This is a genomic window from Vibrio jasicida CAIM 1864 = LMG 25398, from assembly GCF_000400365.1.
Lineage (GTDB): Bacteria > Pseudomonadota > Gammaproteobacteria > Enterobacterales > Vibrionaceae > Vibrio > Vibrio jasicida.
Genome location: NZ_BAOG01000019.1, coordinates 1 through 23,017 on the forward strand (window position 1 = coordinate 1; position 23,017 = coordinate 23,017).

Here is a 23,017-nt window from a genome sequence, read left to right on the forward strand (position 1 = left end):
GTTCGCTTCATCAATGGAGTGAAAGAAATGGAGACTCATCAACAAGCTACTGCATGATCTTCCATACACCACATTTGACAATAGCTCGATGGAAAGAGAAGCATGCATTTTTTGATTTTTCTTGGTTCAGTGAGAGACAGCACGCCACCACGACCAGCCCGTTTAGGAATGCGAGTCAGTAGAGCGTGTGAGAAACTCATCGTGAGTCAGCATTCGCAACATACGGTCGAAATCATTGACCCATTGAACTACGACTTTGGCGATGTGTTTAAGCCCGAGTTTGCTTATCACCGTTCTAAAGTGCCAGAGCACCTAAGTGAGCTGGCAGACAAAATCAAACAGGCCGATGGGTATGTGATGGTTAGCCCGGAATATAACCATTCGATGAGTCCAGCTTTGGCAAACATGCTTAATCATTTTGGCAGTTCGCTGTTTTCCTATAAGCCAAGTGCTATCGTGACCTACTCTGCAGGGCAATGGGGTGGAGCTCGTGCTGCAGTGTCGATGCGTACTTTCTTATCAGAGCTGGGATGCTTGCCTGTGTCGGCAATGATCCACATCCCGAAAGCACAAGAGGTGTTTGATGAACAGGGTGTGGTTGCGGATGAATCGGATCAGGCGCAGTGGGACAGTTATATGAATCGCACTATGCATCAATTGATTTGGTGGGCAGAAGGGGCATTACAGCAAAGAGAGAAGCTTGATCCAACCTCGTTGGCACAAGCATTTAAGAGCGATCCTTCTCAAAGAAACGCCCCATAGAGTCTAGCTGCTTTCCACTACCGGAAGGGATTAGAAGGATCCAGAAACAAAAAAAGCTTGGTCATTGCTGACCAAGCTTTTTAAATTCTAACAAGCTAGTTTACTGAGAGATTATAGAGACTCAGTAAAAGTACGAGCGATTACGTCACGTTGCTGTTCTGGAGTTAGCGAGTTGAAACGTACTGCGTAACCAGAAACACGGATAGTTAGCTGTGGGTAGTTCTCTGGGTGTGCAACTGCGTCTTCTAGAGTTTCACGCTTAAGAACGTTCACGTTTAGGTGTTGACCACCTTCGATGCGAGGAGCAGTTTCGATTGCTACTTCACGGCTTTCGTATTCACCTAGGTCGCTGATTGCGATAACTTGGTCTGCTTCGTAAGTTGATGCTGCAGCAACACAACGCGCTTCGTTCTTCTCGCTATCTAGTAGCCAGATTGAGTTTAGTAGTTCGTCGTTAGCTGCTTTAGTAATTTGGATACCTTGGATCATCACTATCTCCTAGACCACTTACGTGGTGATTATTGGTGTTAATTTTCGAATTTTTGTCGAGCTAAGTATTATATAGCCAATATCCATTATTTTAATATTGATTTAAGTCAAAAAACAACCAAAAACCTTAATTTTTTGAAGGTGATTTTCTTGAGTTAAATCAATAAAACGTTTGAAAACATACTATTTACAATTTATTTGATAATATAAAAAATATTTAAAAGTTAATTTTGTTGTAAATTTACTACAAAATAAGTTCAAAACTTAACCTTGTTTACGCAACTGCCTGTATTTAGGTAGCCATACTGAAAGTCTAAAGTGATTAAATGACAAACATGAAAAACAAGTTTGGAAACAAATTTATTGGTGCTCACGTATCTGCGGCTGGAGGGGTTGATCAAGCGCCTCTTCGTGCTCGTGAAATTGGTGCGAATGCGTTTGCTCTGTTTACTAAGAACCAACGCCAATGGGTTGCAAAACCACTCGAAGAAAAAACCATTAGTGCGTTCAAAGCAAACTGCAAAATGCTTGGTTTCGGCGCTGAACACATTCTTCCCCATGACTCTTATCTGATTAACTTGGGTGCTCCAGAAGAAGAAAAGCTGAATAAATCCCGCGCGGCATTTATTGATGAGATGGAGCGTTGCAATCAATTAGGTTTAACGTTGCTAAACTTCCACCCTGGTAGCCACTTAAAGAAAGTGTCGGAACAAGAGTGTTTGGCGACGATCGCCGAGTCGATCAACCTGGCGCACAAAGCAGTGCCGAATGTGATCGCTGTGATTGAGAACACGGCAGGTCAGGGCACTAACTTAGGTTGGAAGTTTGAGCATTTGGCTGAAATCATCGATCAAGTGGAAGACAAAGAACGTGTTGGCGTATGTCTCGATACTTGCCACACGTTTACCGCAGGTTACGATCTGCGTACTAAAGAGGATTGTAAGCATACCTTTGCTGAGTTCGACCGTATCGTTGGTATGCACTATTTAAGAGCAATGCATCTAAATGATTCAAAAGTCGAATTCGCTAGCAAGGTTGACCGTCACCACTCATTAGGCAAAGGTGAGATCGGCTGGAGCTGTTTTGAGTACATCGCTAAAGATCCACGTTTTGATGGTATCCCTCTGATTTTAGAAACAATTGACCCAGATATTTGGCAGCAAGAAATCAACACCTTACGCCAATTCCACATTGAAGAAATGGTTAATTCCTAACGGGATGGCAAAGTTGGCATCCTTCTTTCTTAGCTAAAACCATTGAGCGGTTATGCGCTTGTTTTAAACGCCTGAACTCAACGTTGTAGTTAGGCGAAGCTAGTTAGGAGGATGACAATATGTCTCGACCAGTTTCTTTTATCCCGGCGACACACTCTCGACGAGTGTTGCGTTTACCCACCCCAAATCGCCATATCACCGGACAGGGGCATTTTCGAACGCCGCAACGACATTAGCGAGGGCTCTCGTTAATGTCATGATTTTTTGAAAAGCCATCTCAAGCTGATAGTAAGTTTTTGTTTGTTTGGACTTCGCTCGGTAGAATAAAGGAAAACCCTAGGACAGGAATTTTCCATGAATCAGTTACCGACTTGGCACGATGTGATCGGCGAAGAGAAACAACAGAGCTACTTTGTAGATACCCTGAATTTTGTTGAAGCAGAACGCGCCTCAGGCAAAGCGATTTATCCGCCAACCAAAGATGTGTTTAATGCGTTTCGCTTTACTGAATTCAATGATGTGAAAGTCGTGATTTTAGGGCAGGATCCCTATCATGGACCGAACCAAGCACACGGTTTGTGTTTCTCTGTGCTGCCAGGCATTAAAACTCCGCCATCTTTGGTGAACATGTACAAAGAGTTAGCGCAAGATATCGAAGGCTTCCAAATTCCGCAGCACGGTTTTTTACAAAGCTGGGCCGAACAAGGTGTGTTGTTACTCAATACAGTATTGACAGTAGAGCAGGGTAAAGCACATTCACACTCTAAAACCGGTTGGGAGACCTTTACTGACCGTGTGATTGAATCGATCAACCAGCATCAGCAAGGTGTGGTGTTCTTACTGTGGGGAGCACATGCGCAGAAGAAAGGTCGTTTCATTGACCGTAGCAAGCATCATGTGTTGGCCGCTCCACATCCATCGCCATTATCTGCTCACCGCGGTTTCTTTGGCAGTAAACCATTTTCACAAGCGAACCAGATCCTGCTTCAGCAAGGTAAAGAAGCCATCAATTGGCATTTGCCTTTAACGGTGTAAATCTCACTTTTCCCTTATATAAAGAGGTAATTCTCAGTACAGCGATCGTGACACAACGATCGTTGTTTTTTTGAACATCGTCGAATCAGATATTAGGTTTCTCATATACACTTATAGAAAGTAGGTGTTAAGGAGAGACGCTATGATGATCGAAAGAATTCGACGAGAACACGGCTATATGGTCCGTTTACTGGCGATATTGCGCCATAAATTAAATGAGATTAAACAAGAGAATGCCATCAATTATGCGTTGGTGAGCGAAATCGTAGATTACCTCTCTAACCATTCTGAAAAAATCCACCACCCTAAAGAAGACATTCTCTACCATTACTTCCTAAAACAGTACGGTCAGCAGAAGACAATTGAGAACTTAGAGCTTGAGCATCAAGTGTTGGCGAGCAAAACCAAAGAGTTCTCACTGTTGATAGAGATGATCTTGCAGGATGCGGTTGTCCCTCAAGAAATGTTCATTAATCAGTTAGAAGACTTTATTGTGACGCAAAAACGCCACCTTGAGTTGGAAGAGCGCCAGGTACTGCCTCTTATTGAAGAACTGTTTACCTCGGACGATTGGCAATATGTAGAAAGCCTATGGCATCAGAGTGAAGATGATCCATTATTTGGTAGTACTATTGCAGATCGCTATAAACAATTGGCTGAACGAGTGCGTCAGAACGATGTTGAGTTCGTTTAAAGCGAATTATGACAAGGTAAACGATTGCTTTAGCGCGGTTTATTTTACGTTTTCTTATTTGATGAGAATTAAGGGTAAATTGGATTCTTACAAATAGGGCAGAATTTTGAGGTGAATTCTCAATCAATAAGAATGGGTGTTATAGGACGAAATTCAACGCAAAAACACCCATCAAATTCATAGGTCTATAAATGACAAAAGGCACCCACGAGGTGCCTTTTGTCTAAATTATAGTTTGATATCTTCTAGAGAGATGTCGTTACAGACATCCAGTTCACGCAGTTCCTTTAGCAAATTACGTCGATCGTTCATTTCTTCTATTTCTCGCCACTTACGCTTCAATGGTTTCGCACGAGATTTTGATGTTGAGGTAGTATCCAGACCAAATAGGTCATCGAGTTGAAAGCCTTCCATAAGCCACCTTTACCTTTCTATATCTAAACTGTTGTAACCAGTCCTTGTGGAGCTTTTTAAGTACCACAATAGACGTGAGGATAACCATGATATATTTCGCATTTGTGTCGGTAACATGACATTTTCGCGCAAAAATACTCACAGAATCACATTTTGCATGTGGACGGAGTGCGCAAAAAATAAGCGAACGAACTCACGGAAACGATTAAATGAAGAGATTTGGTATGTTAATTCGAGCGACAGATTTTACTTAAATTTTGAATACTAAGGTTGCATAGCATCGCTTTGATGAAAATGTATCCAATCGTAACAGAGTGAGGTCATTAAAATTTGTCAGATACCTTGTGGTTGCTAGCCTCGCTAAAAATAAATGGGATGGTGTTTTGTTAACGATTGCGGGGCTATTTATGTTGAGTTTTGATAAACGCAATGTTGCTGTTTGTGAGCGATAAGTTTTCATTTTATGTTAATCAATAGTGACTTTATAGTGAAAAATAACAAGCTTATTTTACTGGTTGCATATTGATTTTTGCTTGTCGAGGCTGCATTATCCGCCCGTCAAAAAATACGCTGGTACGTAAAATGGATGCATGAAGCGACGTTTACGATTCTAGATTGCGAAATAAACATTATTCAAAAAGCTAAGCAGACTTTGACACTTAGCATGCAATCTGGTGGATGGCTCGGAAGCAAAGACTGGCGCAACTCACTTTGAGGTACACATGACAGACTTAATCAATTTGATGAACGACCTCCTTTGGGGCTCGATTCTTGTTTATCTTCTTGTTGGTGTAGGAATCTACTTCACCGTTCGATTGGGATTCATTCAATTCCGCCATTTCGGCCACATGTTCTCTGTTCTAAAGAACAGTCGTAAAGCAGACAAAGCTGGTATCTCTTCTTTCCAAGCGCTTTGTACTAGTCTTGCTGCACGTGTTGGTACGGGTAACATGGCGGGTGTTGCAGTTGCACTGACTGCGGGTGGCCCTGGTGCAATCTTCTGGATGTGGTTGATTGCGATGCTTGGTATGGCGACGTCGTTTGCAGAAAGCACACTGGCGCAGCTATACAAAACCAAAGATGATGATGGCAACTACCGCGGTGGTCCTGCTTACTACATGGAAAAAGGCTTGGGCATGCGCTGGATGGGCGTGTTGTTCTCAATTTTCCTAATCATCGCTTTTGGTTTGGTATTTAACGCCGTTCAAGCAAACTCTATCGCGAATGCAATGAGCAATGCATTTGGTTGGGATGACCTTTACGTAGGTATCGCAGTTGTTGCTTTGTCCGCTATCGTTATTTTTGGTGGTATTAAGCGTATCGCGAAAGTTGCTGAGTTAGTTGTTCCTGTAATGGCTCTGGCTTACCTCGTTCTTGCGATGTTCGTGATGCTTTCTAACTTAGAGAAACTACCAGACGTTCTAATGCTTATCTTCAAGAGCGCATTCGGCCTGCAAGAAGCAGCTGCTGGTGGTCTTGGTTATGCCATCGCACAAGCGATGATCAACGGTATCAAACGTGGTCTATTCTCGAACGAAGCGGGTATGGGTTCTGCGCCAAACGCGGCAGCATCAGCAACGCCTTACCCACCACACCCAGCATCTCAAGGTTATGTACAGATGCTAGGCGTGTTCATGGATACAATCGTTATCTGTTCGGCGACAGTTGCTATCATCCTGATGTCAGGTGAGTACGTAGGTCAAGCAACAGAAGTGACGGGTATTGAGCTAACTCAGCGTGCATTGAGCTCGCAAGTGGGTGATTGGGGCGGCATCTTTGTTGCGGTTGCGATCTTCTTCTTCGCATTCACCTCAATCATTGCTAACTACTCGTACGCTGAAACAAACCTAATCTTCCTAGAGCATAACCACAAAGCGGGTCTAGGCATCTTCCGTATCGTTGTACTAGGTATGGTTATGTTTGGTGCGTTAGCTTCTCTGCCTGTGGTTTGGTCGCTTGCTGACGTCTCTATGGGGCTGATGGCGATTGTGAACTTGGTGGCGATCATCTTGCTATCTGGCATCGTGATTAAACTGGCGAAAGACTACAACCGCCAGTTGAGTGAAGGTAAAGTGCCAACGTTTGATCCGAATGACTTCCCTGAGCTGAAATCTCAGCTAGAGGAAGGTATTTGGGACAACAACAAGAAGGCAGACTAAGTCGCTTAATCATTGTTGAAAGCTATCAACACGATTCAAAAAGCCATGCAGACAATGCATGGCTTTTTTTGTACCCTAATGGAAAACAAAATTAGGGAAGTTAAAGTCATGCTTATCGTCGTTTCTCCAGCTAAAACGCTTGATTACGAGTCTCCACTTGCAACCGAGAAGTTTACTCAACCAGACTTGGTTAGCTATTCAAAAGAGCTGATCGAGGTATGCCGTAAATTAACACCTGCCGATGTTTCGTCACTGATGAAAGTGAGCGACAAAATCGCTGACTTGAACGTCGGTCGTTTCCAAGAGTGGAGTGAAACCTTCACGACAGATAACGCTCGCCAAGCGATTTTAGCGTTTAAGGGTGATGTGTATACAGGTCTTGAAGCGGAAACTCTTTCAGATACCGATTTCGATTACGCTCAAGGTCATCTACGTATGCTGTCTGGCCTTTACGGTCTGCTTAAGCCGCTTGATTTGATGCAGCCATACCGTCTTGAGATGGGCACTAAGCTAGCAAACGAAAAGGGCACTAACCTCTACCAGTTCTGGGGTAATGTCATTACCGATAAGCTGAATGAAGCGATTGCTGCGCAAGGCGACAACGTGCTGATCAATCTTGCATCGAACGAATACTTCAAAGCGGTGAAGCCAAAGAACTTGGATGCTCAAGTGATCACACCAATCTTCAAAGATTGTAAGAATGGTCAATACAAGGTGATCAGCTTCTACGCGAAGAAAGCGCGCGGCATGATGGCTCGCTACATCATTGAAAACCGTATCGAAAGCGTTGCTGACCTCACTAAGTTTGATGTTGCGGGTTACTACTTCGTTGAAGAAGAGTCGACGCCAACTGACTTGGTGTTTAAGCGCGAAGAGCAAAACTGATTGAAGTAAGTGAATCGCGAGTTGATGACTCAGCGAAATAAAGTACGCCAAAAAGCCGGATAGTTATCCGGCTTTTTTATGTCTGTTAAACCTGATCTAAATCGGACTTTATTACATAAAAATTTTATTCATTAAAAAATAGTTGAGTGTGAAGGTTTAAAGTTGTATTTTGAATGCAACTTTAAGATAAAGGAGTTCTCCTATGTCAGACTTCAAGCTCACACACAAAAAAGCCTCTAAGTTATCGGAGTACATTGCACTACGTATTACCAAGTTGCTGAAATTCACTCTGAACATCTTTTATGGCAAGAAATACGCGAAGCGCGCTGTGATTCTCGAAACAATCGCCGCTGTGCCAGGTATGGTGGCTGGGATGTTCAATCACTTGAAAGCGCTGCGCCGAATGAAAGACGATGAAGGCTGGATCCGAGAACTCCTTGATGAGGCCGAAAACGAGCGCATGCACCTAATGATTTTCCTCGACATTGCCAAACCAAGTTTGGTTGAGCGTTTATTGGTGTTGCTGGGACAAGGTGTTTTCATTGTTGTGTACAGTTTCATCTATCTGCTTTCTTCTAAAATTGCTCACCGTGTTGTGGGTTACTTCGAAGAAGAAGCGTGTAATAGCTACACTGAGTACCTAGAGAAAATTGATAGCGGGGAAGTGGAGAATGTACCAGCTCCGACTCTGGCGATTGACTACTACAAGCTGCCTGCTGATGCGATGCTAAGAGACGTGATTTTGCGTATTCGAGAAGATGAAGCGGAGCACCGTGATCGCAACCATGGCTTCGCTGATGCCTATGAAGATAAAACTCTTCCAGCTCATCAATTATAGATGAAAAACAAAAAGAGCCGCGATTGCGGCTCTTTTAGATTTGGAATCAATCAGACGTGATTACTTCTTCTTAGCGGTTTTCTTTTTCGCTACTTTCTTCTTGTCGTCTTTTTTCTTTTTCTTCTTAAACACTGGTTTTTTGTGTTTAGGGCGCATCTCTTTGATGAAACGCTCTTTGATGTCTTCTTTTACGTAACGTGCAACACGATCCATCATTGGCTGGTCGTGCGCTTCTACGATAGAGATAGCGTTACCTTTTTTACCTGCACGCGCGGTACGGCCAATACGGTGAAGGTATACGTCAGCTGTGCGAGGCATGTCATAGTTGACAACGTGTGATACGTCTGGAAGGTCGATACCACGAGCAGCAACGTCAGTGGCAAGTAGTACGTTCACAGCACCTTCACGAAAGCGTGTAATGGCATTGTTACGACGATCTTGCGGCATTTCACCTTGGATCCATGAACAAGGAATTTGCGCACTTTCTAATTGGCCACGCAACTCAGCTAGACGCTCACGAGTCTTCAAGAACACAATTGTGCGTTCTGCTTGCTCTGTGATGATGTGTTTTAACAGTTCTAGCTTATGTTCTGCTGTGTCGGCACGGTGATACCACTGAGCAATTTTTTTGCGCTCACGCAATGGTGATTTTGCATCGATCTCTGCTGGCTCGTTAAGTAGGTCTGCTGTGAAGCCTTCTACGCCTTTACCTTCTAGTGTTGCGGAGAACAGAAGGGTTTGCTTACGCCAGCGACATTCGTTTGATAGACGGTCTACCGTTGGTGCGAAGCCCATGTCTAGCATGCGGTCTGCTTCATCCAGCACTAACCATTCAATGGCACGACAGTCAAAGCGCTCTGCATCAATGTACTCACGTAGACGACCCGGTGTAGCTACGACGATGTCTTGCGTTGTTGCAAGAATATCGGCGTGCTCTTGGTACTGAACACCACCAGTGATGGTGAAGATATTCAATTTTGTGTTCTTTGCAAGCGCACGCGCTTGATCTGCAATTTGCATAGCAAGTTCACGTGTTGGCGTCAGGATCAGGATACGAGCAGGTCCAGGCTTGCGACGAGGGAAGTCTTGCAGGTATTGCAACGCAGGCAGTACGAATGCTGCCGTTTTACCTGTGCCAGTTGGTGCTGACGCTAGAATGTCACGACCATCCAACGCTTGTGGAATCGCCTCAGCCTGAATTTTAGTTGGGCGTTCGTAGCCCATCTCTTCGATGGCTTCAAGTAGGTTTGGGTCTAGATCAAGTTCAGCAAAGGTTCTGATCACAATGAGTTCTCCACAAGCAAAGCTTGGTTAATGGTTCGCCGCAGCAGCATAGAATATAAAAAGGTCGCACATTATAAAGTGATTGGTGACAAGGATCACATGTTATTTCACATCTTAAGATAAAACTCGTGAGTTAGACGGATAAATTCTTCGTCATAACCCTGATTTGAGTGGATGGTCAATTGTGATTCTTCGGTGTCGCAGACCTTTTTCGATAACTCAAATAGTACACGATGCACCGCTTTTTTCTGTGATGGTTGCACGTAGCATAGACGTGATACATACCAGTTTTGTGTTTTCGCCATGACAATAAACTGCTCACCTTCGGTGATTGGCAGAACAAAACTGGCTTTGCCGTCTTCTTCAAGTAAGTCATAGCAACACGCTAATAACGCGCGATGTTGCAATGTGTCGGTATGTCGGGCGGTGGCGCGCTGAGCCTGCTTTGATTGCTCACCATTATTGAAGTAGGGCGGATTACAAATGATGTGCTGAAAACGTTGCGTTGGTTCAAACGTTAATACATCGGTGTGCAAAACGGTTAATCGGTCAGCCCAAGGTGAATGCGTAAAGTTGGTCTGGGCGGCTTCTACTGCGGTTGATTCGATGTCCACCGCGGTGATCATCGAGCCTGAAAAGCGTTGTGCGCACATTAGAGCCAACAGACCCGTACCAGTACCAATGTCCAGAATATTGCACTGCGATGGACACTTTGTCCAAGCGCCCAGCATCACGCCATCGGTACTGACAGGCATGCCACTTTCACCACCATCGATGGAAAATTGCTTAAACTTGAAGCCTTTAGTCTTGAATGTATCGCTCTTCATGATTGTTTTATATTTACTCAATAATAGAGTTAAATGCTCTATTGTTTCTAAATTGTATAGTTTGTTATCTTGTTGGTTATTAATTTGTATTGCTTTTTGATCAAGATAAAGAACTGGTCATGAATGTCAGTGTAGTGATATCCACTGCTTTTGAGTTTGCAAACTAAATTAATATGGTGTTTTTTTCTTAAAGGTTGCCAAATGATGGGTCTTTCGTCATTATGCGGCGGAAAATTTATAGATTGAACCACAGGTACTCATTTTATTTGGGTATACAAAAAGTGGTCGATGCATACACAACATTCATCAATTCAGAAAAAGGGTTATCTGTGAAGCAGACGTTAAAACTAACAGATATTATCGCAGTAGGCTTTATGCTATTTGCGTTCTTTTTGGGTGCTGGCAACATCATCTTTCCACCTCTAGCGGGTCAGCTAGCCGGTGATCATTTGATGCCAGCAATGTTTGGTTTCTTGCTAACAGCGGTAGGTCTACCTCTTATTACTATCGTTGCTATTGCTGTTGCAGGTGGTTCTTGGGATCATCTAACGCAAGACCTTCCTAAGAAAGCAGCAGTACTTATGGCTGCGCTTATCTTCATCATTATCGGTCCTGCATTTGCAGCGCCGCGTACTGGTCTCGTGGCTTACGAAATGGCAATCAAGCCTTTCTTCGTTGACGCGACACAAGCACACCTTACGTCATTCTCTATCCTGTTTTTTGCAGTAGCGATGCTATTTGCTTGGTTCCAAGGTCGTCTGATTGACTTGATCGGTAAAGTGTTAACGCCAGTTTTGTTCCTTGGCCTTATCGTACTTGCTATTGCGGTATTCGTTGATCCGCAAGGTGAGATGATGGGTGCGCATGGTGAGTACTTAACGCAGCCACTAACCAAAGGTTTCCTTGAAGGTTACAACACCATGGATACGTTCGCTTCGCTGATGTTCGGTATGCTAATGGTGGATGCACTGCGCAGTAAAGGCATCACTGAGCGTGCTGCAACGACGAAATACCTAATTTGCGCAGGTTGTATTGCAGCAGCAGGTCTGGCGTTCGTATACATCTCATTGTTCTACCTAGGTGCGACGAGTGCAACTATCGCAGCTGGTGCAGACAACGGTGGTGCAGTACTAAGCCAATACGTTCAGGCACTATTTGGTCCTTACGGTCAGATTGTTCTTTCAATCATTGTATTATTGGCGTGTTTGACGACGGCGATCGGCCTTATCTCTGCATGTTCAGACTTCTTCAGCTCTAAGACGAAACTGACTTACAAGCAATGGGTTATCATTAACGGTGCCGCTTGTGCACTGATTGCGAACGTAGGTCTATCACAGCTGATTTCGTTGTCAGTTCCTGTATTGTTTGCGCTGTACCCAGTAGCAGTCGCATTGGTTGCGCTAACGTTTGTACGTAGCAAGCTACCAAACCCGCGAGTAGCATACCGCTCTGTGTTGCTAGTATCATTATTGTTTGCATTGATTGATGCTGCGAAAGTAGCAGGTCTAGACGTTTCCGCATTCAACATGCTACCACTGTTCGAAGTGGGCATGGGTTGGGTTCTACCAACGTTTGCAGCAATTGTCTGCATGTTCTTTGTTGCTAAATCTTCTCAACCTGAGTTGACTGAAGAAGCGGCATAACTGCTGACTCGCAAGATTAAAAAAGCCCGGTGAAGTGATTCACCGGGCTTTTTATTTGTCTGTCGTTTTATCAGGGTTTATGCGGACTTATAGCGTGTCGTGAAACTCAACCAACACTTGCTCACACCATTTCTCGATGCGTTCGTCACTCAATTCGTACTGGGAATCTTCATCTAATGCCAAGCCAACAAATTGACTACCATCTTCTGTTAAAGCTTTTGATGCCTCGAACTCATAACCTTCATTTGGCCAGTAACCGATAAACTGCGCCCCCGTTGCTTTGAGCTCGTCATGAAGTAGGCCCATCGCATCAAGGTACCATTCGCCGTAGCCTTCTTGGTCACCCAAGCCAAACAGTGCAACTACTTTGTCTTTTAGAGGTGTGGTTGCAATGTCTTCCCAAATAGCACTCCAATCTTCTTGGATTTCACCGAAGTCCCAAGTAGAGATACCAATCAGCAATAAATCGTAGTCTGCCATCAGTGACAACGGTGTCTCTTTCACGTTGTGAATATCGACAAGGTCTGCGCCAATGATGTTGCGAATTTTCTCTGCTGCCATTTCGGTGTAGCAGGTTGTTGAGCCGTAAAAGAGTCCGATTTTCATTATATTCGTCGTTTTTTGTGTTGCTGTTGTGGCAGATTCTAACCATAAATTGAAGAAGATTGCAGCGAATATCCCGAGGGAGATGATTTTTTTATGGTATTGGCTTGGCTGTTGCCTTACTCTCAATACTGTAAATATAAACAGATAAGGACGCGTTCATGACGGCACAACAGCCTGTCAATCAACAAGATTTTGGTCTTGTTGAACAATTCTTAGATGCAATGTGGATGGAGCGTGGTTTATCAGAGAACACACTAGCTTCTTACCGAAATGACTTAATGAAGCTGCTCGTGTGGATGGAGCAACATCGCTACCGCCTCGATTTTATCAGCTTGTCAGGTTTGCAAGAGTACCAGAGTTACCTTGTTGATTTGGATTACAAGCAAACGTCCCGCGCGCGTATGTTGTCGGCGATTCGTCGTTTATTTCAATACATTCATCGTGAAAAAGTACGCGCGGATGATCCAAGTGCGTTACTGGTGAGTCCAAAGCTGCCTCAACGCCTACCAAAAGACATCAGTGAAGAACAAGTGGATGCTTTGCTTGAAGCGCCAGACCCGAATGACCCAGTAGAACTGCGTGATAAAGCCATGCTAGAGCTGCTCTATGCGACGGGGTTGCGTGTGACAGAGTTGGTCAGTCTGACAATGGAAAACGTCAGTTTGCGCCAAGGAGTAGTGCGTGTGACGGGTAAAGGTGGTAAAGAACGTCTTGTACCTATGGGGGAGAACGCCGTCGATTGGATTGAAACTTTTATCCAGCAAGGTCGGTCTGCTCTATTGGGAGAGACTACGTCAGATGTGGTATTCCCAAGTAAACGTGCCAGACAAATGACCCGTCAAACCTTCTGGCATCGTATCAAGTACTATGCTGTGATTGCGGGTATTGATACTGACCAATTGTCGCCACACGTTTTACGTCATGCATTTGCAACGCATTTATTGAACTATGGCGCAGATCTCAGGGTCGTACAGATGCTGTTGGGGCATAGTGACTTATCGACCACGCAAATTTATACTCACGTGGCGACTGAGCGATTGAAACAGATCCACAGTCAACACCACCCAAGAGCATAATGATGGTTTGTTTCATCCATTGTCTCATTGGATGAAAGGATTTTATTTTAAGGTGAATTTAATGAGCGTATTACGCCGACTAACTCTGCTGACTTTACCGTTTTTCGTTACCGCTTGTGGTGCTGAAGAAAGTCAGGCAAAAACGGAAACTCCTGCACAACAAGTCGCACCAGCGGCAAAACAGAACTTTGATGAGGCAGCGCTAAAAGCGAAGTTCTCTAAATTGGGCGTATCTATTCTTGATATCAAACCATCAGACGTTGCTGGATTATTAGAAATTCAAACTAATGGTGGTGTGCTGTTCGCATCAAACGATGGTAATCACTTTATTGCCGGTACGCTTTACGCCATCGATGATAACGGTGGTTACAAAGACGTAATTGCTGAGCGTCAAGCACCTCTAAACGCAGAGAAAATTGCCAAGTTTTCAGATAGCGTGATCGAGTACAAAGCGGACAATGAAAAGTACGTAGTGACGGTCTTTACTGACATCACTTGTGGTTACTGCGTGCGTCTGCACAGTCAAATGCAAGGTTACAACGATCTGGGTATTACCGTGCGTTACATGGCTTACCCTCGCCAAGGTGCAACAGGTCCTGTCGCTGAGCAAATGGCAACCGTTTGGTGTGCTGAAGATCCTAAAGCAGCAATGCACAACGCAAAAGTTGATCGTTCATTTGGTAACCCAGCGAAAGATCTTAAGCAATGTAAAGAAACGATTAAAGCGCATTACGATCTAGGTCGTGAGCTTGGTATTTCTGGTACGCCAGCTATTTTCCTACCAAACGGTGAGCTAGTTGGTGGTTACTTACCACCAGCAGAACTGCTAAAACGTTTAGAGCAACAATAATCCTTTAAGGAGCAGAGTCAGCGGTATTCGCTGGCTCTTTTCAAACATGATAGAAATTCAACGACGTCCCGAACCGGACCTTTCTCTTCTTCCTGATTCTATTCCTGCGATTCTCAAACGTATCTACATTAACCGTGGTATCACGGATGTGGCGCAGTTAGAGACATCTGCTCGTGGTTTACATTCTTACCAACAACTTGGCGGTATCGATAAAGCGGTCGAGCTTTTATTCCAAGCGATCGAAGAGAAAAAACGCATTATTGTCGTAGGTGACTTTGACGCTGATGGCGCTACTAGCTCGGCTCTGTCGGTACTCGCATTGCGTATGCTTGGTAGCAACAACGTCGACTACTTAGTGCCGAACCGCTTTGAAGATGGCTATGGTCTGAGCCCTGAAGTAGTGGACCAAGCCTTAGAACTCGGCGCTGAAATGATCATGACGGTCGACAATGGTGTGTCGTCGATTGAAGGTGTTCGCTATGCCAAAGAAAATGGCATAACGGTACTGGTCACCGATCACCACTTACCGGGGCAAGTGCTACCGAATGTCGATGCAATGGTTAACCCGAACCTCGACAGCTGTGCTTTTCCATCGAAAGCGTTAGCAGGGGTTGGTGTTGCTTTCTATCTGATGATGGCACTTTGCGTGTACATGCGTAAACAGAATTGGTTTGCACTACAAGGTATGCAAGAACCAAAGCTTATGGAGTTGATTGACCTTGTTGCGCTTGGCACCGTCGCTGACGTTGTTCCACTCGACGAGAACAACCGCATTCTTGTACACCAAGGCTTGCAGCGCATCCGTGCAGGTAAAGCACGTCCTGGTATTCAAGCGTTGATCGAAGTGGCGAAGCGCGATGCGCGTCGTTTGGTTGCGTCTGATTTTGGTTTCGCCTTGGGGCCACGTATTAACGCCGCCGGCCGTCTTGATGACATGTCATTCGGTGTTGAACTACTGATGAGCAATAACATCCACGCTGCGCGCCGCATGGCAAGTGAATTGGACGGGCTTAACCAAACTCGTAAAGAGATTGAAGAGGGCATGAAACAAGAAGCGATGGCTTTCTGTGAGCGTCTTCAGTTTGGTGAAAACAGTGAACTGCCATACGGCTTGGCACTTTTCCAACGTGATTGGCACCAAGGTGTGATTGGTATTCTGGCTTCACGTATTAAAGAGAAGTTCCACCGTCCTGTTATTGCTTTTGCTGATGGCGGAGAAGGGACGATCAAAGGTTCTTGTCGTTCGATTCCTGGCTTACACATGCGTGATGCGTTGGACTTTATCGATACGCAAAACCCAGGTTTGATCATCAAATTTGGTGGTCACGCGATGGCGGCAGGTTTAACCATCAAAGAGCAAGACTTTGAGCGTTTTTGTCGTCTATTCGATGATGTTGTGAAAAAAGAACTTGATGAAGCGGCGCTAAAAGGCGTGATCATGTCTGATGGTGAGCTCAAGCCAGAAGAATTTTCTATGCACATTGCGGAGCAACTGCGCTCAGGTGGTCCATTTGGTCAGGCTTTCCCAGAACCTATCTTTGATGGCGAGTTTAAAGTATTACATCAAAAGCTGGTGGGAGAAAAACACCTTAAGCTAATGTTAGAGCCACTGCATAAAGGTCACCCAACGAATGTGATGATCGATGGTATTGCCTTCAATGTTGATTTGCGTCGTTGGCCAGATGCCTCGGTCAAAACGGTACGTCTCGCGTATAAGTTGGATGTGAATGAGTTTCGTGGTAATCAATCATTGCAATTGATGATTGACTACATCGAAGCCAAGTAAAGTCAGGTTTTACACTTTATATAGAGTACGGTTGCCTTTAAGTGGGGCAAAAATTTTATGACCGTGCTCTCTCTAATTGCAATCTGATTTCCCAGCCGAAATTTTCCTGTATCTCCGTCACATTTTTGAGTAGAATTTCTCGGTTAAATTCTATTCTAAAATGTTGAGCAAACATGTTTGAAATCAATCCAATTAAAAACCGTCTTCAGGACGTGTCTGAGCGCACGAATGTCCTGAGGGGGTATCTTTGACTATGACGCAAAGAAAGAGCGTCTAGAAGAAGTCAACGCAGAACTTGAACAACCAGATGTATGGAACGAGCCAGAGCGTGCGCAAGCACTAGGTAAAGAACGTGCATCTCTAGAAGCGGTTGTTGAAACTATCGTTCAACTAGAACAAGGTGTAGAAGACGTTGATGGTCTTCTAGAGCTTGCGGTTGAAGAAGAAGATCAAGAAACGTTTGACGAAATCGAACCAGAACTTGCTGAGTTGGAACAGAAGCTAGAACAGCTTGAATTCCGTCGTATGTTCTCTGGCGACCACGACAGCTCTGATTGCTACATTGACTTGCAAGCAGGCTCAGGTGGTACCGAGGCACAAGACTGGACCAACATGATGCTACGTATGTACCTGCGTTGGGCTGAAGCAAAAGGCTTCAAGGCAGAGGTTATCGAAGTATCTGAAGGTGAAGTTGCCGGCCTTAAAGGCGCGACAGTTAAGATTTCTGGTGAGTACGCTTACGGTTGGCTACGTACGGAAACAGGTGTTCACCGCCTAGTACGTAAATCGCCATTCGATTCAGGCGGCCGTCGTCATACGTCATTTGCTTCTGCGTTCATCTACCCTGAGATTGATGAAAACATTGCTATCGACATTAACCCTTCTGACCTACGTATCGATGTTTACCGAGCGTCAGGTGCAGGTGGTCAGCACGTCAACACGACTGAATCTGCGGTACGTATTACACACGTTCCAACGAACACCGTTGTGCAATGTCAGAATGACCGTTCTCAACATAAGAACAAAGATCAGGCAATGAAACAGCTTCGAGCGAAGCTATTTGAGCTTGAATTGCAAAAGCAAAACGCGGAAAAACAAGCTAATGAAGACGCTAAGTCTGACATTGGCTGGGGTAGCCAGATCCGTTCTTACGTATTGGATGACTCACGCATTAAAGACCTCCGTACGGGCGTTGAAAACCGCAATACTCAAGCGGTTCTTGATGGCGATCTGGACAAATTTATTGAAGCTAGCCTGAAATCAGGTCTATAAAGCTTTTCACCGACAAAAAACAGGATACATCGAAAATGACTGATGCTGTTCAAAACGAAACTGTACAAGAAGCCTCTGCACAAGAAGAGAACAAGCTAATTGCTGAACGCCGCGCTAAACTGGATGCAATCCGAAAGAGCTGCAAAGCGAACGGCCATCCAAACGACTTCCGTCGTGACGCACTAGCGGGCGACCTTCAGAAAGAGTTCGGTGAAAAGACGAAGGAAGAGCTAGAAGAGCTTAACCACGTAGTAGCAATTGCTGGCCGTATCATGGCTAAACGTGGTCCATTCTTGGTAATTCAAGAAACTTCTGGCCGTATCCAAGCTTACGCTGACAAAGCGGTACAAAAAGTACTGAAAGACCAATACCAAGGCCTAGATATCGGTGACATCATCGGTGTGAAAGGTGCACTTCACAAGTCTGGTAAAGGTGACCTATACGTGAACATGGAAGAGTACGAGTTGCTAACCAAAGCACTACGTCCACTTCCAGAGAAGTTTCACGGTCTAACTGACCAAGAGATGCGTTACCGTCAACGTTACGTTGACCTAATCGTTAACGAAGATTCTCGTCAAGCGTTCGTAGTACGTTCTAAAGTAATGTCTGCAATCCGTAACTTCATGATCTCTAAACAGTTCATGGAAGTTGAAACGCCAATGATGCACGTTATCCCTGGCGGTGCGAGTGCGCGTCCATTCATCACGCACCACAACGCACTAGACATGCCAATGTACCTACGTATTGCGCCAGAGCTATACCTGAAGCGTCTAGTCGTTGGTGGTTTCGATCGCGTATTTGAAATCAACCGTAACTTCCGTAACGAAGGTCTTTCTCCACGTCACAACCCTGAATTCACAATGATGGAATTCTACATGGCGTACGCTGACTACAAAGATCTGATGGACCTAACTGAAGAACTACTAAGCTCTATCGCACTAGAAGTTCTAGGTTCAACATCAATGCCTTACGGTGAAGATACAGTAGAGTTCGGTGGCACTTACACTCGCATGAGCATGTTCGAAGCAATCAAGCACTACAACCCAGATCACGCGCAAATCCAAGCGCTAACAGAAGAAGACATTCAAAACCGTGACCTAATGGTTTCTATCGCGAAATCTGTTCACGTTGAAGTGGAATCTTTCTGGACATGTGGTCAGCTTCTAGAAGAGATCTTCGGCGAAACTGCAGAACCTAAGCTAATGCAGCCAACGTTCATCACTGGTTACCCAGCGGATATCTCTCCACTGGCTCGTCGTAGCGATGACAACCCATTCTTCACAGACCGCTTTGAATTCTTCATCGGTGGCCGTGAAGTTGCGAACGGCTTCTCAGAGCTTAACGATGCAGAAGACCAAGATGCGCGCTTTAAAGCACAGGTTGAAGCGAAAGAATCTGGTGATGATGAAGCAATGTTCTACGATGCAGACTACATTACTGCTCTAGAGCACGGCCTACCACCAACAGCAGGTCAAGGTATCGGTATCGACCGTCTAGTTATGCTATTGACTAACACGCACACAATCCGTGACGTGATCCTATTCCCAGCGATGCGCCCACAAGCGTAATCTCCTCGCTGAGCCATAAAAAACCACCTTCGGGTGGTTTTTTTGTATCTTTAATTTGAACAAATTCAACTATTTGCATTTGAGGTCGGATAGGAGTAGTAAATAAGTATTCGCGAAATCTCAATCTGTTGCATAGTCTTAATATTGAGACAGACTTCGTCAGGCGTAGTCTCGATAATGTTACCCGTTCGCAAAGTTGGGTTTGTGGCGCGAAATTTCAATCAACAATCAATAAGGGTTAGAGAATGGCTGGGCAGTTTAAGATGGATTCCATTCCGGGATCGCTAGTCGTAGTTGGCGGTACTTATGAACCTTGGTTATCAGTACTAGAACAAGTGGGATGGAAGTGTCACCAAGTGGGTGACTTACGTAAAGCCAACACATTGTTAGAAGATATTGGACCATGCATCGGTATAGTTGACCTCAGCCATGATGAGTTCAGTCTTAATGGTTTAGCGAACTTAGTGAGTTCTCATAAACACGTTCGTTGGTTGGCGTTCATCCGCGAATCTCAACTTGGTACTGACACCATCTGCCAGTTCATCGTGAACTTCTGTATCGACTTCTTTACTGCACCAATCCCAGATGCGCAGCTATTGAGCACGATTGGTCACCAATTGGGTATGCTTAAGCTTGAAAAGAAAGTTTGGCCAAGTTTTGGTAACAGTTTAGATATGGGGTTGATTGGTGAGTCAATTCCAATGAAGCGCCTGCGTGACCAAGTTAAGCGTATCGGTCCAACAGACGTGAGTATTCTTATTTACGGTGAAAGCGGCACGGGTAAAGAGGCTGTCGCTCGTGCAATTCACAAAGTGTCGTCACGTTCACATAAGCCGTTCCTATCGATTAACTGTCGTGCACTTAACGAGCAACGTTTCCAAGCCGAAGTATTTGGGATTGAGGCGGAAGAAGAGATGGGACCAAGCCTGCTAGAGCAAGCTGATGGCGGCACCGTTTTATTCAATGACATTCTAACCATCTCAAAAGAGCAACAGATGAACCTGCTACGCTTCCTGCAAGAAGGGACGATTGAAACACGTGATGGCGCGAAGAACGTCAATGTACGGGTTCTTGCCGCTAACTCGTCTGATGTAGAGAAAGCACTCATTGACGGAGACTTCAATGAAGAGCTTTACCACTACATTAATGTACTGCGTATCAACGTACCAAGCTTGAAAGAGCGCGCAAGTGACATCGCTTTGTTGGCGCGTTTCTACCTGCAGGAGTTCTCTAAAGAGTACAACTCACAGGCGAAGAGCTTTTCTGAAGATGCTTTGAAGGCTCTGACACGTTATTTCTGGCCAGGTAATGTCCGTGAGTTGATGAACCAAGTGAAACGCGCTGTACTGATGTCTGACAGCGTCATGATTGAAGAGCATCACCTAGACCTACCTCAACGCAATGACTCAAAGCGCAGCTTGAAATCGATTCGTGAGAAGAGTGAACGAGATGCGTTGCTGGTGGTATTAGAGTCGCATTCTGGTCAAGTATCGAATGCCGCAAAAGAGCTTGGTGTGTCACGTGCGACCATGTATCGATTACTGAACAAACACAACTTGATTACAGAGCAGACGGTATAAACCCTCTATCTGACAGCAAGATAAAAGGAGCGCAATGACGCTCCTTTTTTGTGCGCAAATTCTAAATATTTATAAAACTCGAGTTTTTATATATTCCTTAGTTGAATATGTTATTCAAAAAACCATATGCAACCTTATTTTAGGCTAATGGTTTGTTTTTAAGCAAAAACACAAAAATGGTTTGATAAATATCCTCTGTTGCTTACAATTCAACCGTAACTCAATGAGTTATACCACATCAATCACGGATTAATTTTTAGCTAGGAGGCGCAAGATGAAACATTACGTTGTTAACACCACTGCTTGCGCTGATCGTATGTCTGATGTTCGCTCAACCTTTGAAGCGATCAAACAAGATACTACTGGCTCATTAGATTAAATTAATCCGTAACCTACCTCTTATTACTAGGCTGCGGAAAAGTAGCGGCTTAGTCTCAACAGAGTCTTTCTGTTTAATTAGTCCACTATTTTTCCCTGTCGATTATTTATCGCTATTTGGAGAAAAATTATGCGTCACTCTATCTATTTGAAACTGGCCACTGTGCTTTTAAAAGCCGATCTCAAACGTGAAGAAAAGCAATGGCAACGTATGGTCCGCCGTAATGCTCATCAAATCCCTTGGACAAATGAGCACTTGTTAAAAGACATTGGCTTAGATAAAGAAGGTCGTTCAAACCATGTCAGTGTGCCTGATGCTGTCAAAGTTGAACGCCGAGTTCGTCATCTACGTCGTGTTTTAACTGCGCGAATACCAACGTAATCAATAACCCAAGTGGAGCTCTCAATCATATCTATTCGGTTCAACTTGGGTTTAATTCGCCAATGCAAAGAGGCTGACCATTGTGGTCAGCCTCTTTGTTTTTAGTCTATTGGGAAGTGAAATACTATGGGCATGGGTTCGAGTAAGTCGTACCAATCGCTTGGATATCATTTAGCAACGCTTCACTTAGGTGAACATCGATACTGTCGATATTGGATTTGAGCTGTTCTAGGTTAGTAGCGCCAATGATATTTGAACCCACAAACGGGCGCTGATTGACGAAGGCAAGCGCCATTTGCGCAGGATCTAATCCATGGTCTCTCGCTAGGTTGACGTATGCTTCTGTCGCTTTAACACCTTGTGGTGTGAAGTAGCGAGCGAAGCGTTCCCAAACCGTGCAACGCGCACCTTCTGGTTTTGCTCCGTTGAGGTATTTACCGCTCAAACAACCAAATGCTAGTGGTGAATAAGCCAGTAGCTGAACGCCTTCGTAGTGGCTTATTTCAGACAAACCAACTTCGAAACTGCGATTAAGTAAGTTATATGGATTTTGGATTGAAACGATTCTTGGTAAGTCATGCTTTTCTGCCAAACGCAGCAGTGACATCACCCCCCACGGCGTTTCATTCGATACGCCGATATAACGCACTTTCCCAGCCTTAACTAGTTCAGTGAGCGCTTCCAACGTTTCAATCAGCGTGACTTCTTCTTGTTTGTCTGGGTAAGGATAGTTGAGTTGACCAAAGCAATTGGTTTGACGTTGCGGCCAGTGCAGCTGGTACAGATCAACATAATCGGTTTGTAGGCGTTTAAGGCTGTCATCAATCGCAGTATGAATATGGCGACGGTTAAGGCTCATGTTTTCACGAATGTATGGGACGTTGCGCGGACCAGCTACTTTAGTTGCTAAAACCACTTTCTCACGTTTACCACTTTTCGCTAACCAATTGCCAATGTACTGCTCGGTGAGTCCTTGTGTCTCTGCTTTCGGTGGTACGGGATACATCTCGGCAGTATCGATGAAGTTCACCCCATGATCGAGGGCAAAGTCGAGCTGTTGAAAAGCTTCTTGTTCGGTATTTTGCTCACCAAACGTCATAGTGCCAAGGCAGATCTTACTGATCTCGAGTGATGAGTGCGGTAGTTTTGTATATTGCATTTCACATCCTTGAAGAGTTACCGACTGAATAAGTTATTCCAATATAGGGGATTTTTAGTTGCTGTCGCAAATGATTTAAGTTTCGTTATGTAGTTAACTCGAAAGTTATCAATACG

General features: G+C 44.6%; 21 protein-coding genes. 15 read left to right on the forward strand and 6 right to left on the reverse strand.

Features of this window, described 5'->3' with window-relative positions; translation table 11 throughout:
* Positions 1–102: 102 nt before the first annotated feature.
* The gene (locus tag VJL_RS05155) at positions 103–762 is read left to right on the forward strand and encodes an NADPH-dependent FMN reductase (protein WP_038876219.1); all 660 of its coding nucleotides are present in this window, start codon (positions 103–105) and stop codon (positions 760–762) included.
* Positions 763–873: 111 nt separating this feature from the next.
* Here the strand turns inward: VJL_RS05155 and grcA are convergent, their stop codons facing one another.
* Positions 874–1,251, reverse strand: a complete 378-nt coding sequence (gene grcA, locus VJL_RS05160) for an autonomous glycyl radical cofactor GrcA (RefSeq protein WP_005434930.1) — start codon at positions 1,249–1,251, stop codon at positions 874–876.
* A 326-nt stretch (positions 1,252–1,577) separates the two neighbouring features.
* On the opposite strand from grcA, the gene nfo reads away from it, so the two are divergent.
* The 3 genes from nfo to VJL_RS05175 all read left to right on the forward strand — a co-directional run bounded on the left by nfo (position 1,578) and on the right by VJL_RS05175 (position 4,194).
* Complete coding sequence (gene nfo, locus VJL_RS05165) at positions 1,578–2,465, forward strand: deoxyribonuclease IV (protein WP_038876220.1); 888 nt, start codon at positions 1,578–1,580, stop codon at positions 2,463–2,465.
* A 354-nt stretch (positions 2,466–2,819) separates the two neighbouring features.
* Complete coding sequence (gene ung, locus VJL_RS05170) at positions 2,820–3,500, forward strand: uracil-DNA glycosylase (RefSeq protein ID WP_038876221.1); 681 nt, start codon at positions 2,820–2,822, stop codon at positions 3,498–3,500.
* Positions 3,501–3,642: 142 nt separating this feature from the next.
* Positions 3,643–4,194: a hemerythrin domain-containing protein gene (locus VJL_RS05175; protein WP_038876222.1), complete on the forward strand. Its 552-nt coding sequence runs from the start codon at positions 3,643–3,645 to the stop codon at positions 4,192–4,194.
* A gap of 228 nt (positions 4,195–4,422) precedes the next feature.
* Here the strand turns inward: VJL_RS05175 and VJL_RS05180 are convergent, their stop codons facing one another.
* A complete protein-coding gene (locus VJL_RS05180) occupies positions 4,423–4,608 on the reverse strand; it encodes a DUF3545 family protein (RefSeq protein ID WP_038876223.1) in 186 nt (61 codons plus the stop codon).
* A 722-nt stretch (positions 4,609–5,330) separates the two neighbouring features.
* Between VJL_RS05180 and VJL_RS05185 the strand changes: the two genes are divergently transcribed.
* The 3 genes from VJL_RS05185 (at position 5,331) to VJL_RS05195 (ending at position 8,490) form a co-directional block, all read left to right on the forward strand.
* Positions 5,331–6,767 carry an alanine/glycine:cation symporter family protein gene (locus VJL_RS05185; protein ID WP_038876224.1) on the forward strand — a complete coding sequence of 479 codons (1,437 nt, stop codon included), beginning with the start codon at positions 5,331–5,333 and terminating at the stop codon, positions 6,765–6,767.
* Positions 6,768–6,875: 108 nt separating this feature from the next.
* A complete protein-coding gene (gene yaaA, locus VJL_RS05190; RefSeq protein ID WP_038876225.1) occupies positions 6,876–7,652 on the forward strand; it encodes a peroxide stress protein YaaA in 777 nt (258 codons plus the stop codon).
* 202 nt (positions 7,653–7,854) lie between these two features.
* Complete coding sequence (locus tag VJL_RS05195; RefSeq protein WP_038876226.1) at positions 7,855–8,490, forward strand: alternative oxidase; 636 nt, start codon at positions 7,855–7,857, stop codon at positions 8,488–8,490.
* A gap of 60 nt (positions 8,491–8,550) precedes the next feature.
* Here the strand turns inward: VJL_RS05195 and srmB are convergent, their stop codons facing one another.
* Together srmB and VJL_RS05205 are read right to left on the reverse strand one after the other, a co-directional pair.
* Positions 8,551–9,774, reverse strand: coding sequence for an ATP-dependent RNA helicase SrmB (gene srmB / locus VJL_RS05200; RefSeq protein ID WP_038876227.1), 1,224 nt, complete (start codon positions 9,772–9,774; stop codon positions 8,551–8,553).
* Between the two features lie 107 nt (positions 9,775–9,881).
* Positions 9,882–10,601 (reverse strand): tRNA1(Val) (adenine(37)-N6)-methyltransferase, encoded by a 720-nt coding sequence (locus tag VJL_RS05205; protein ID WP_038876229.1) that lies wholly within the window; start codon positions 10,599–10,601, stop codon positions 9,882–9,884.
* A 329-nt stretch (positions 10,602–10,930) separates the two neighbouring features.
* On the opposite strand from VJL_RS05205, the gene brnQ reads away from it, so the two are divergent.
* Complete coding sequence (gene brnQ, locus VJL_RS05210) at positions 10,931–12,244, forward strand: branched-chain amino acid transport system II carrier protein (RefSeq protein WP_038866441.1); 1,314 nt, start codon at positions 10,931–10,933, stop codon at positions 12,242–12,244.
* A gap of 87 nt (positions 12,245–12,331) precedes the next feature.
* On the opposite strand, the gene fldB is transcribed toward brnQ, so the two are convergent.
* A complete protein-coding gene (fldB, locus tag VJL_RS05215) occupies positions 12,332–12,850 on the reverse strand; it encodes a flavodoxin FldB (RefSeq protein WP_038876231.1) in 519 nt (172 codons plus the stop codon).
* A 158-nt stretch (positions 12,851–13,008) separates the two neighbouring features.
* On the opposite strand from fldB, the gene xerD reads away from it, so the two are divergent.
* From xerD to VJL_RS05250, 7 genes are all read left to right on the forward strand, one after another.
* Complete coding sequence (gene xerD / locus VJL_RS05220) at positions 13,009–13,926, forward strand: site-specific tyrosine recombinase XerD (protein WP_038876233.1); 918 nt, start codon at positions 13,009–13,011, stop codon at positions 13,924–13,926.
* Between the two features lie 61 nt (positions 13,927–13,987).
* Positions 13,988–14,776 (forward strand): bifunctional protein-disulfide isomerase/oxidoreductase DsbC, encoded by a 789-nt coding sequence (dsbC, locus tag VJL_RS05225; protein WP_038876235.1) that lies wholly within the window; start codon positions 13,988–13,990, stop codon positions 14,774–14,776.
* 46 nt (positions 14,777–14,822) lie between these two features.
* A complete protein-coding gene (gene recJ, locus VJL_RS05230) occupies positions 14,823–16,562 on the forward strand; it encodes a single-stranded-DNA-specific exonuclease RecJ (RefSeq protein ID WP_038876237.1) in 1,740 nt (579 codons plus the stop codon).
* Positions 16,563–16,735: 173 nt separating this feature from the next.
* Positions 16,736–17,834 (forward strand): peptide chain release factor 2 gene (gene prfB, locus VJL_RS05235; RefSeq protein ID WP_096030938.1). Its coding sequence is split into 2 segments (ribosomal slippage): positions 16,736–16,810 and positions 16,812–17,834, totalling 1,098 coding nucleotides; the frame shifts between segments, so codons are not numbered across the junction.
* Positions 17,835–17,869: 35 nt separating this feature from the next.
* Entirely contained in the window at positions 17,870–19,402 is a 1,533-nt protein-coding gene (lysS, locus tag VJL_RS05240; protein ID WP_038866372.1) for a lysine--tRNA ligase, read from the forward strand.
* Between the two features lie 245 nt (positions 19,403–19,647).
* Positions 19,648–20,982 carry a cyclic-di-GMP-binding transcriptional regulator VpsR gene (gene vpsR / locus VJL_RS05245; protein WP_038866373.1) on the forward strand — a complete coding sequence of 445 codons (1,335 nt, stop codon included), beginning with the start codon at positions 19,648–19,650 and terminating at the stop codon, positions 20,980–20,982.
* 508 nt (positions 20,983–21,490) lie between these two features.
* The gene (locus VJL_RS05250; RefSeq protein ID WP_038866374.1) at positions 21,491–21,742 is read left to right on the forward strand and encodes a hypothetical protein; all 252 of its coding nucleotides are present in this window, start codon (positions 21,491–21,493) and stop codon (positions 21,740–21,742) included.
* Positions 21,743–21,866: 124 nt separating this feature from the next.
* Here the strand turns inward: VJL_RS05250 and VJL_RS05255 are convergent, their stop codons facing one another.
* Positions 21,867–22,901, reverse strand: coding sequence for an NADP(H)-dependent aldo-keto reductase (locus VJL_RS05255; RefSeq protein WP_038876239.1), 1,035 nt, complete (start codon positions 22,899–22,901; stop codon positions 21,867–21,869).
* Positions 22,902–23,017: the final 116 nt, after the last annotated feature.

What these genes read in the sequence shown, in the direction of transcription:
- VJL_RS05180 (WP_038876223.1), bottom strand. Translation starts at nt 4,608, where the DNA reads ATGGAAGGCTTTCAACTCGATGACCTATTTGGTCTGGATACTACCTCA.
- xerD (WP_038876233.1), top strand. Translation starts at nt 13,009, where the DNA reads ATGACGGCACAACAGCCTGTCAATCAACAAGATTTTGGTCTTGTTGAA.
- VJL_RS05155 (WP_038876219.1), top strand. Translation starts at nt 103, where the DNA reads ATGCATTTTTTGATTTTTCTTGGTTCAGTGAGAGACAGCACGCCACCA.
- grcA (WP_005434930.1), bottom strand. Translation starts at nt 1,251, where the DNA reads ATGATCCAAGGTATCCAAATTACTAAAGCAGCTAACGACGAACTACTA.
- VJL_RS05250 (WP_038866374.1), top strand. Translation starts at nt 21,491, where the DNA reads ATGCGTCACTCTATCTATTTGAAACTGGCCACTGTGCTTTTAAAAGCC.
- recJ (WP_038876237.1), top strand. Translation starts at nt 14,823, where the DNA reads ATGATAGAAATTCAACGACGTCCCGAACCGGACCTTTCTCTTCTTCCT.
- VJL_RS05205 (WP_038876229.1), bottom strand. Translation starts at nt 10,601, where the DNA reads ATGAAGAGCGATACATTCAAGACTAAAGGCTTCAAGTTTAAGCAATTT.
- ung (WP_038876221.1), top strand. Translation starts at nt 2,820, where the DNA reads ATGAATCAGTTACCGACTTGGCACGATGTGATCGGCGAAGAGAAACAA.
- fldB (WP_038876231.1), bottom strand. Translation starts at nt 12,850, where the DNA reads ATGAAAATCGGACTCTTTTACGGCTCAACAACCTGCTACACCGAAATG.
- VJL_RS05195 (WP_038876226.1), top strand. Translation starts at nt 7,855, where the DNA reads ATGTCAGACTTCAAGCTCACACACAAAAAAGCCTCTAAGTTATCGGAG.
- vpsR (WP_038866373.1), top strand. Translation starts at nt 19,648, where the DNA reads ATGGCTGGGCAGTTTAAGATGGATTCCATTCCGGGATCGCTAGTCGTA.
- VJL_RS05175 (WP_038876222.1), top strand. Translation starts at nt 3,643, where the DNA reads ATGATGATCGAAAGAATTCGACGAGAACACGGCTATATGGTCCGTTTA.
- nfo (WP_038876220.1), top strand. Translation starts at nt 1,578, where the DNA reads ATGACAAACATGAAAAACAAGTTTGGAAACAAATTTATTGGTGCTCAC.
- lysS (WP_038866372.1), top strand. Translation starts at nt 17,870, where the DNA reads ATGACTGATGCTGTTCAAAACGAAACTGTACAAGAAGCCTCTGCACAA.
- VJL_RS05185 (WP_038876224.1), top strand. Translation starts at nt 5,331, where the DNA reads ATGACAGACTTAATCAATTTGATGAACGACCTCCTTTGGGGCTCGATT.
- VJL_RS05255 (WP_038876239.1), bottom strand. Translation starts at nt 22,901, where the DNA reads ATGCAATATACAAAACTACCGCACTCATCACTCGAGATCAGTAAGATC.
- dsbC (WP_038876235.1), top strand. Translation starts at nt 13,988, where the DNA reads ATGAGCGTATTACGCCGACTAACTCTGCTGACTTTACCGTTTTTCGTT.
- yaaA (WP_038876225.1), top strand. Translation starts at nt 6,876, where the DNA reads ATGCTTATCGTCGTTTCTCCAGCTAAAACGCTTGATTACGAGTCTCCA.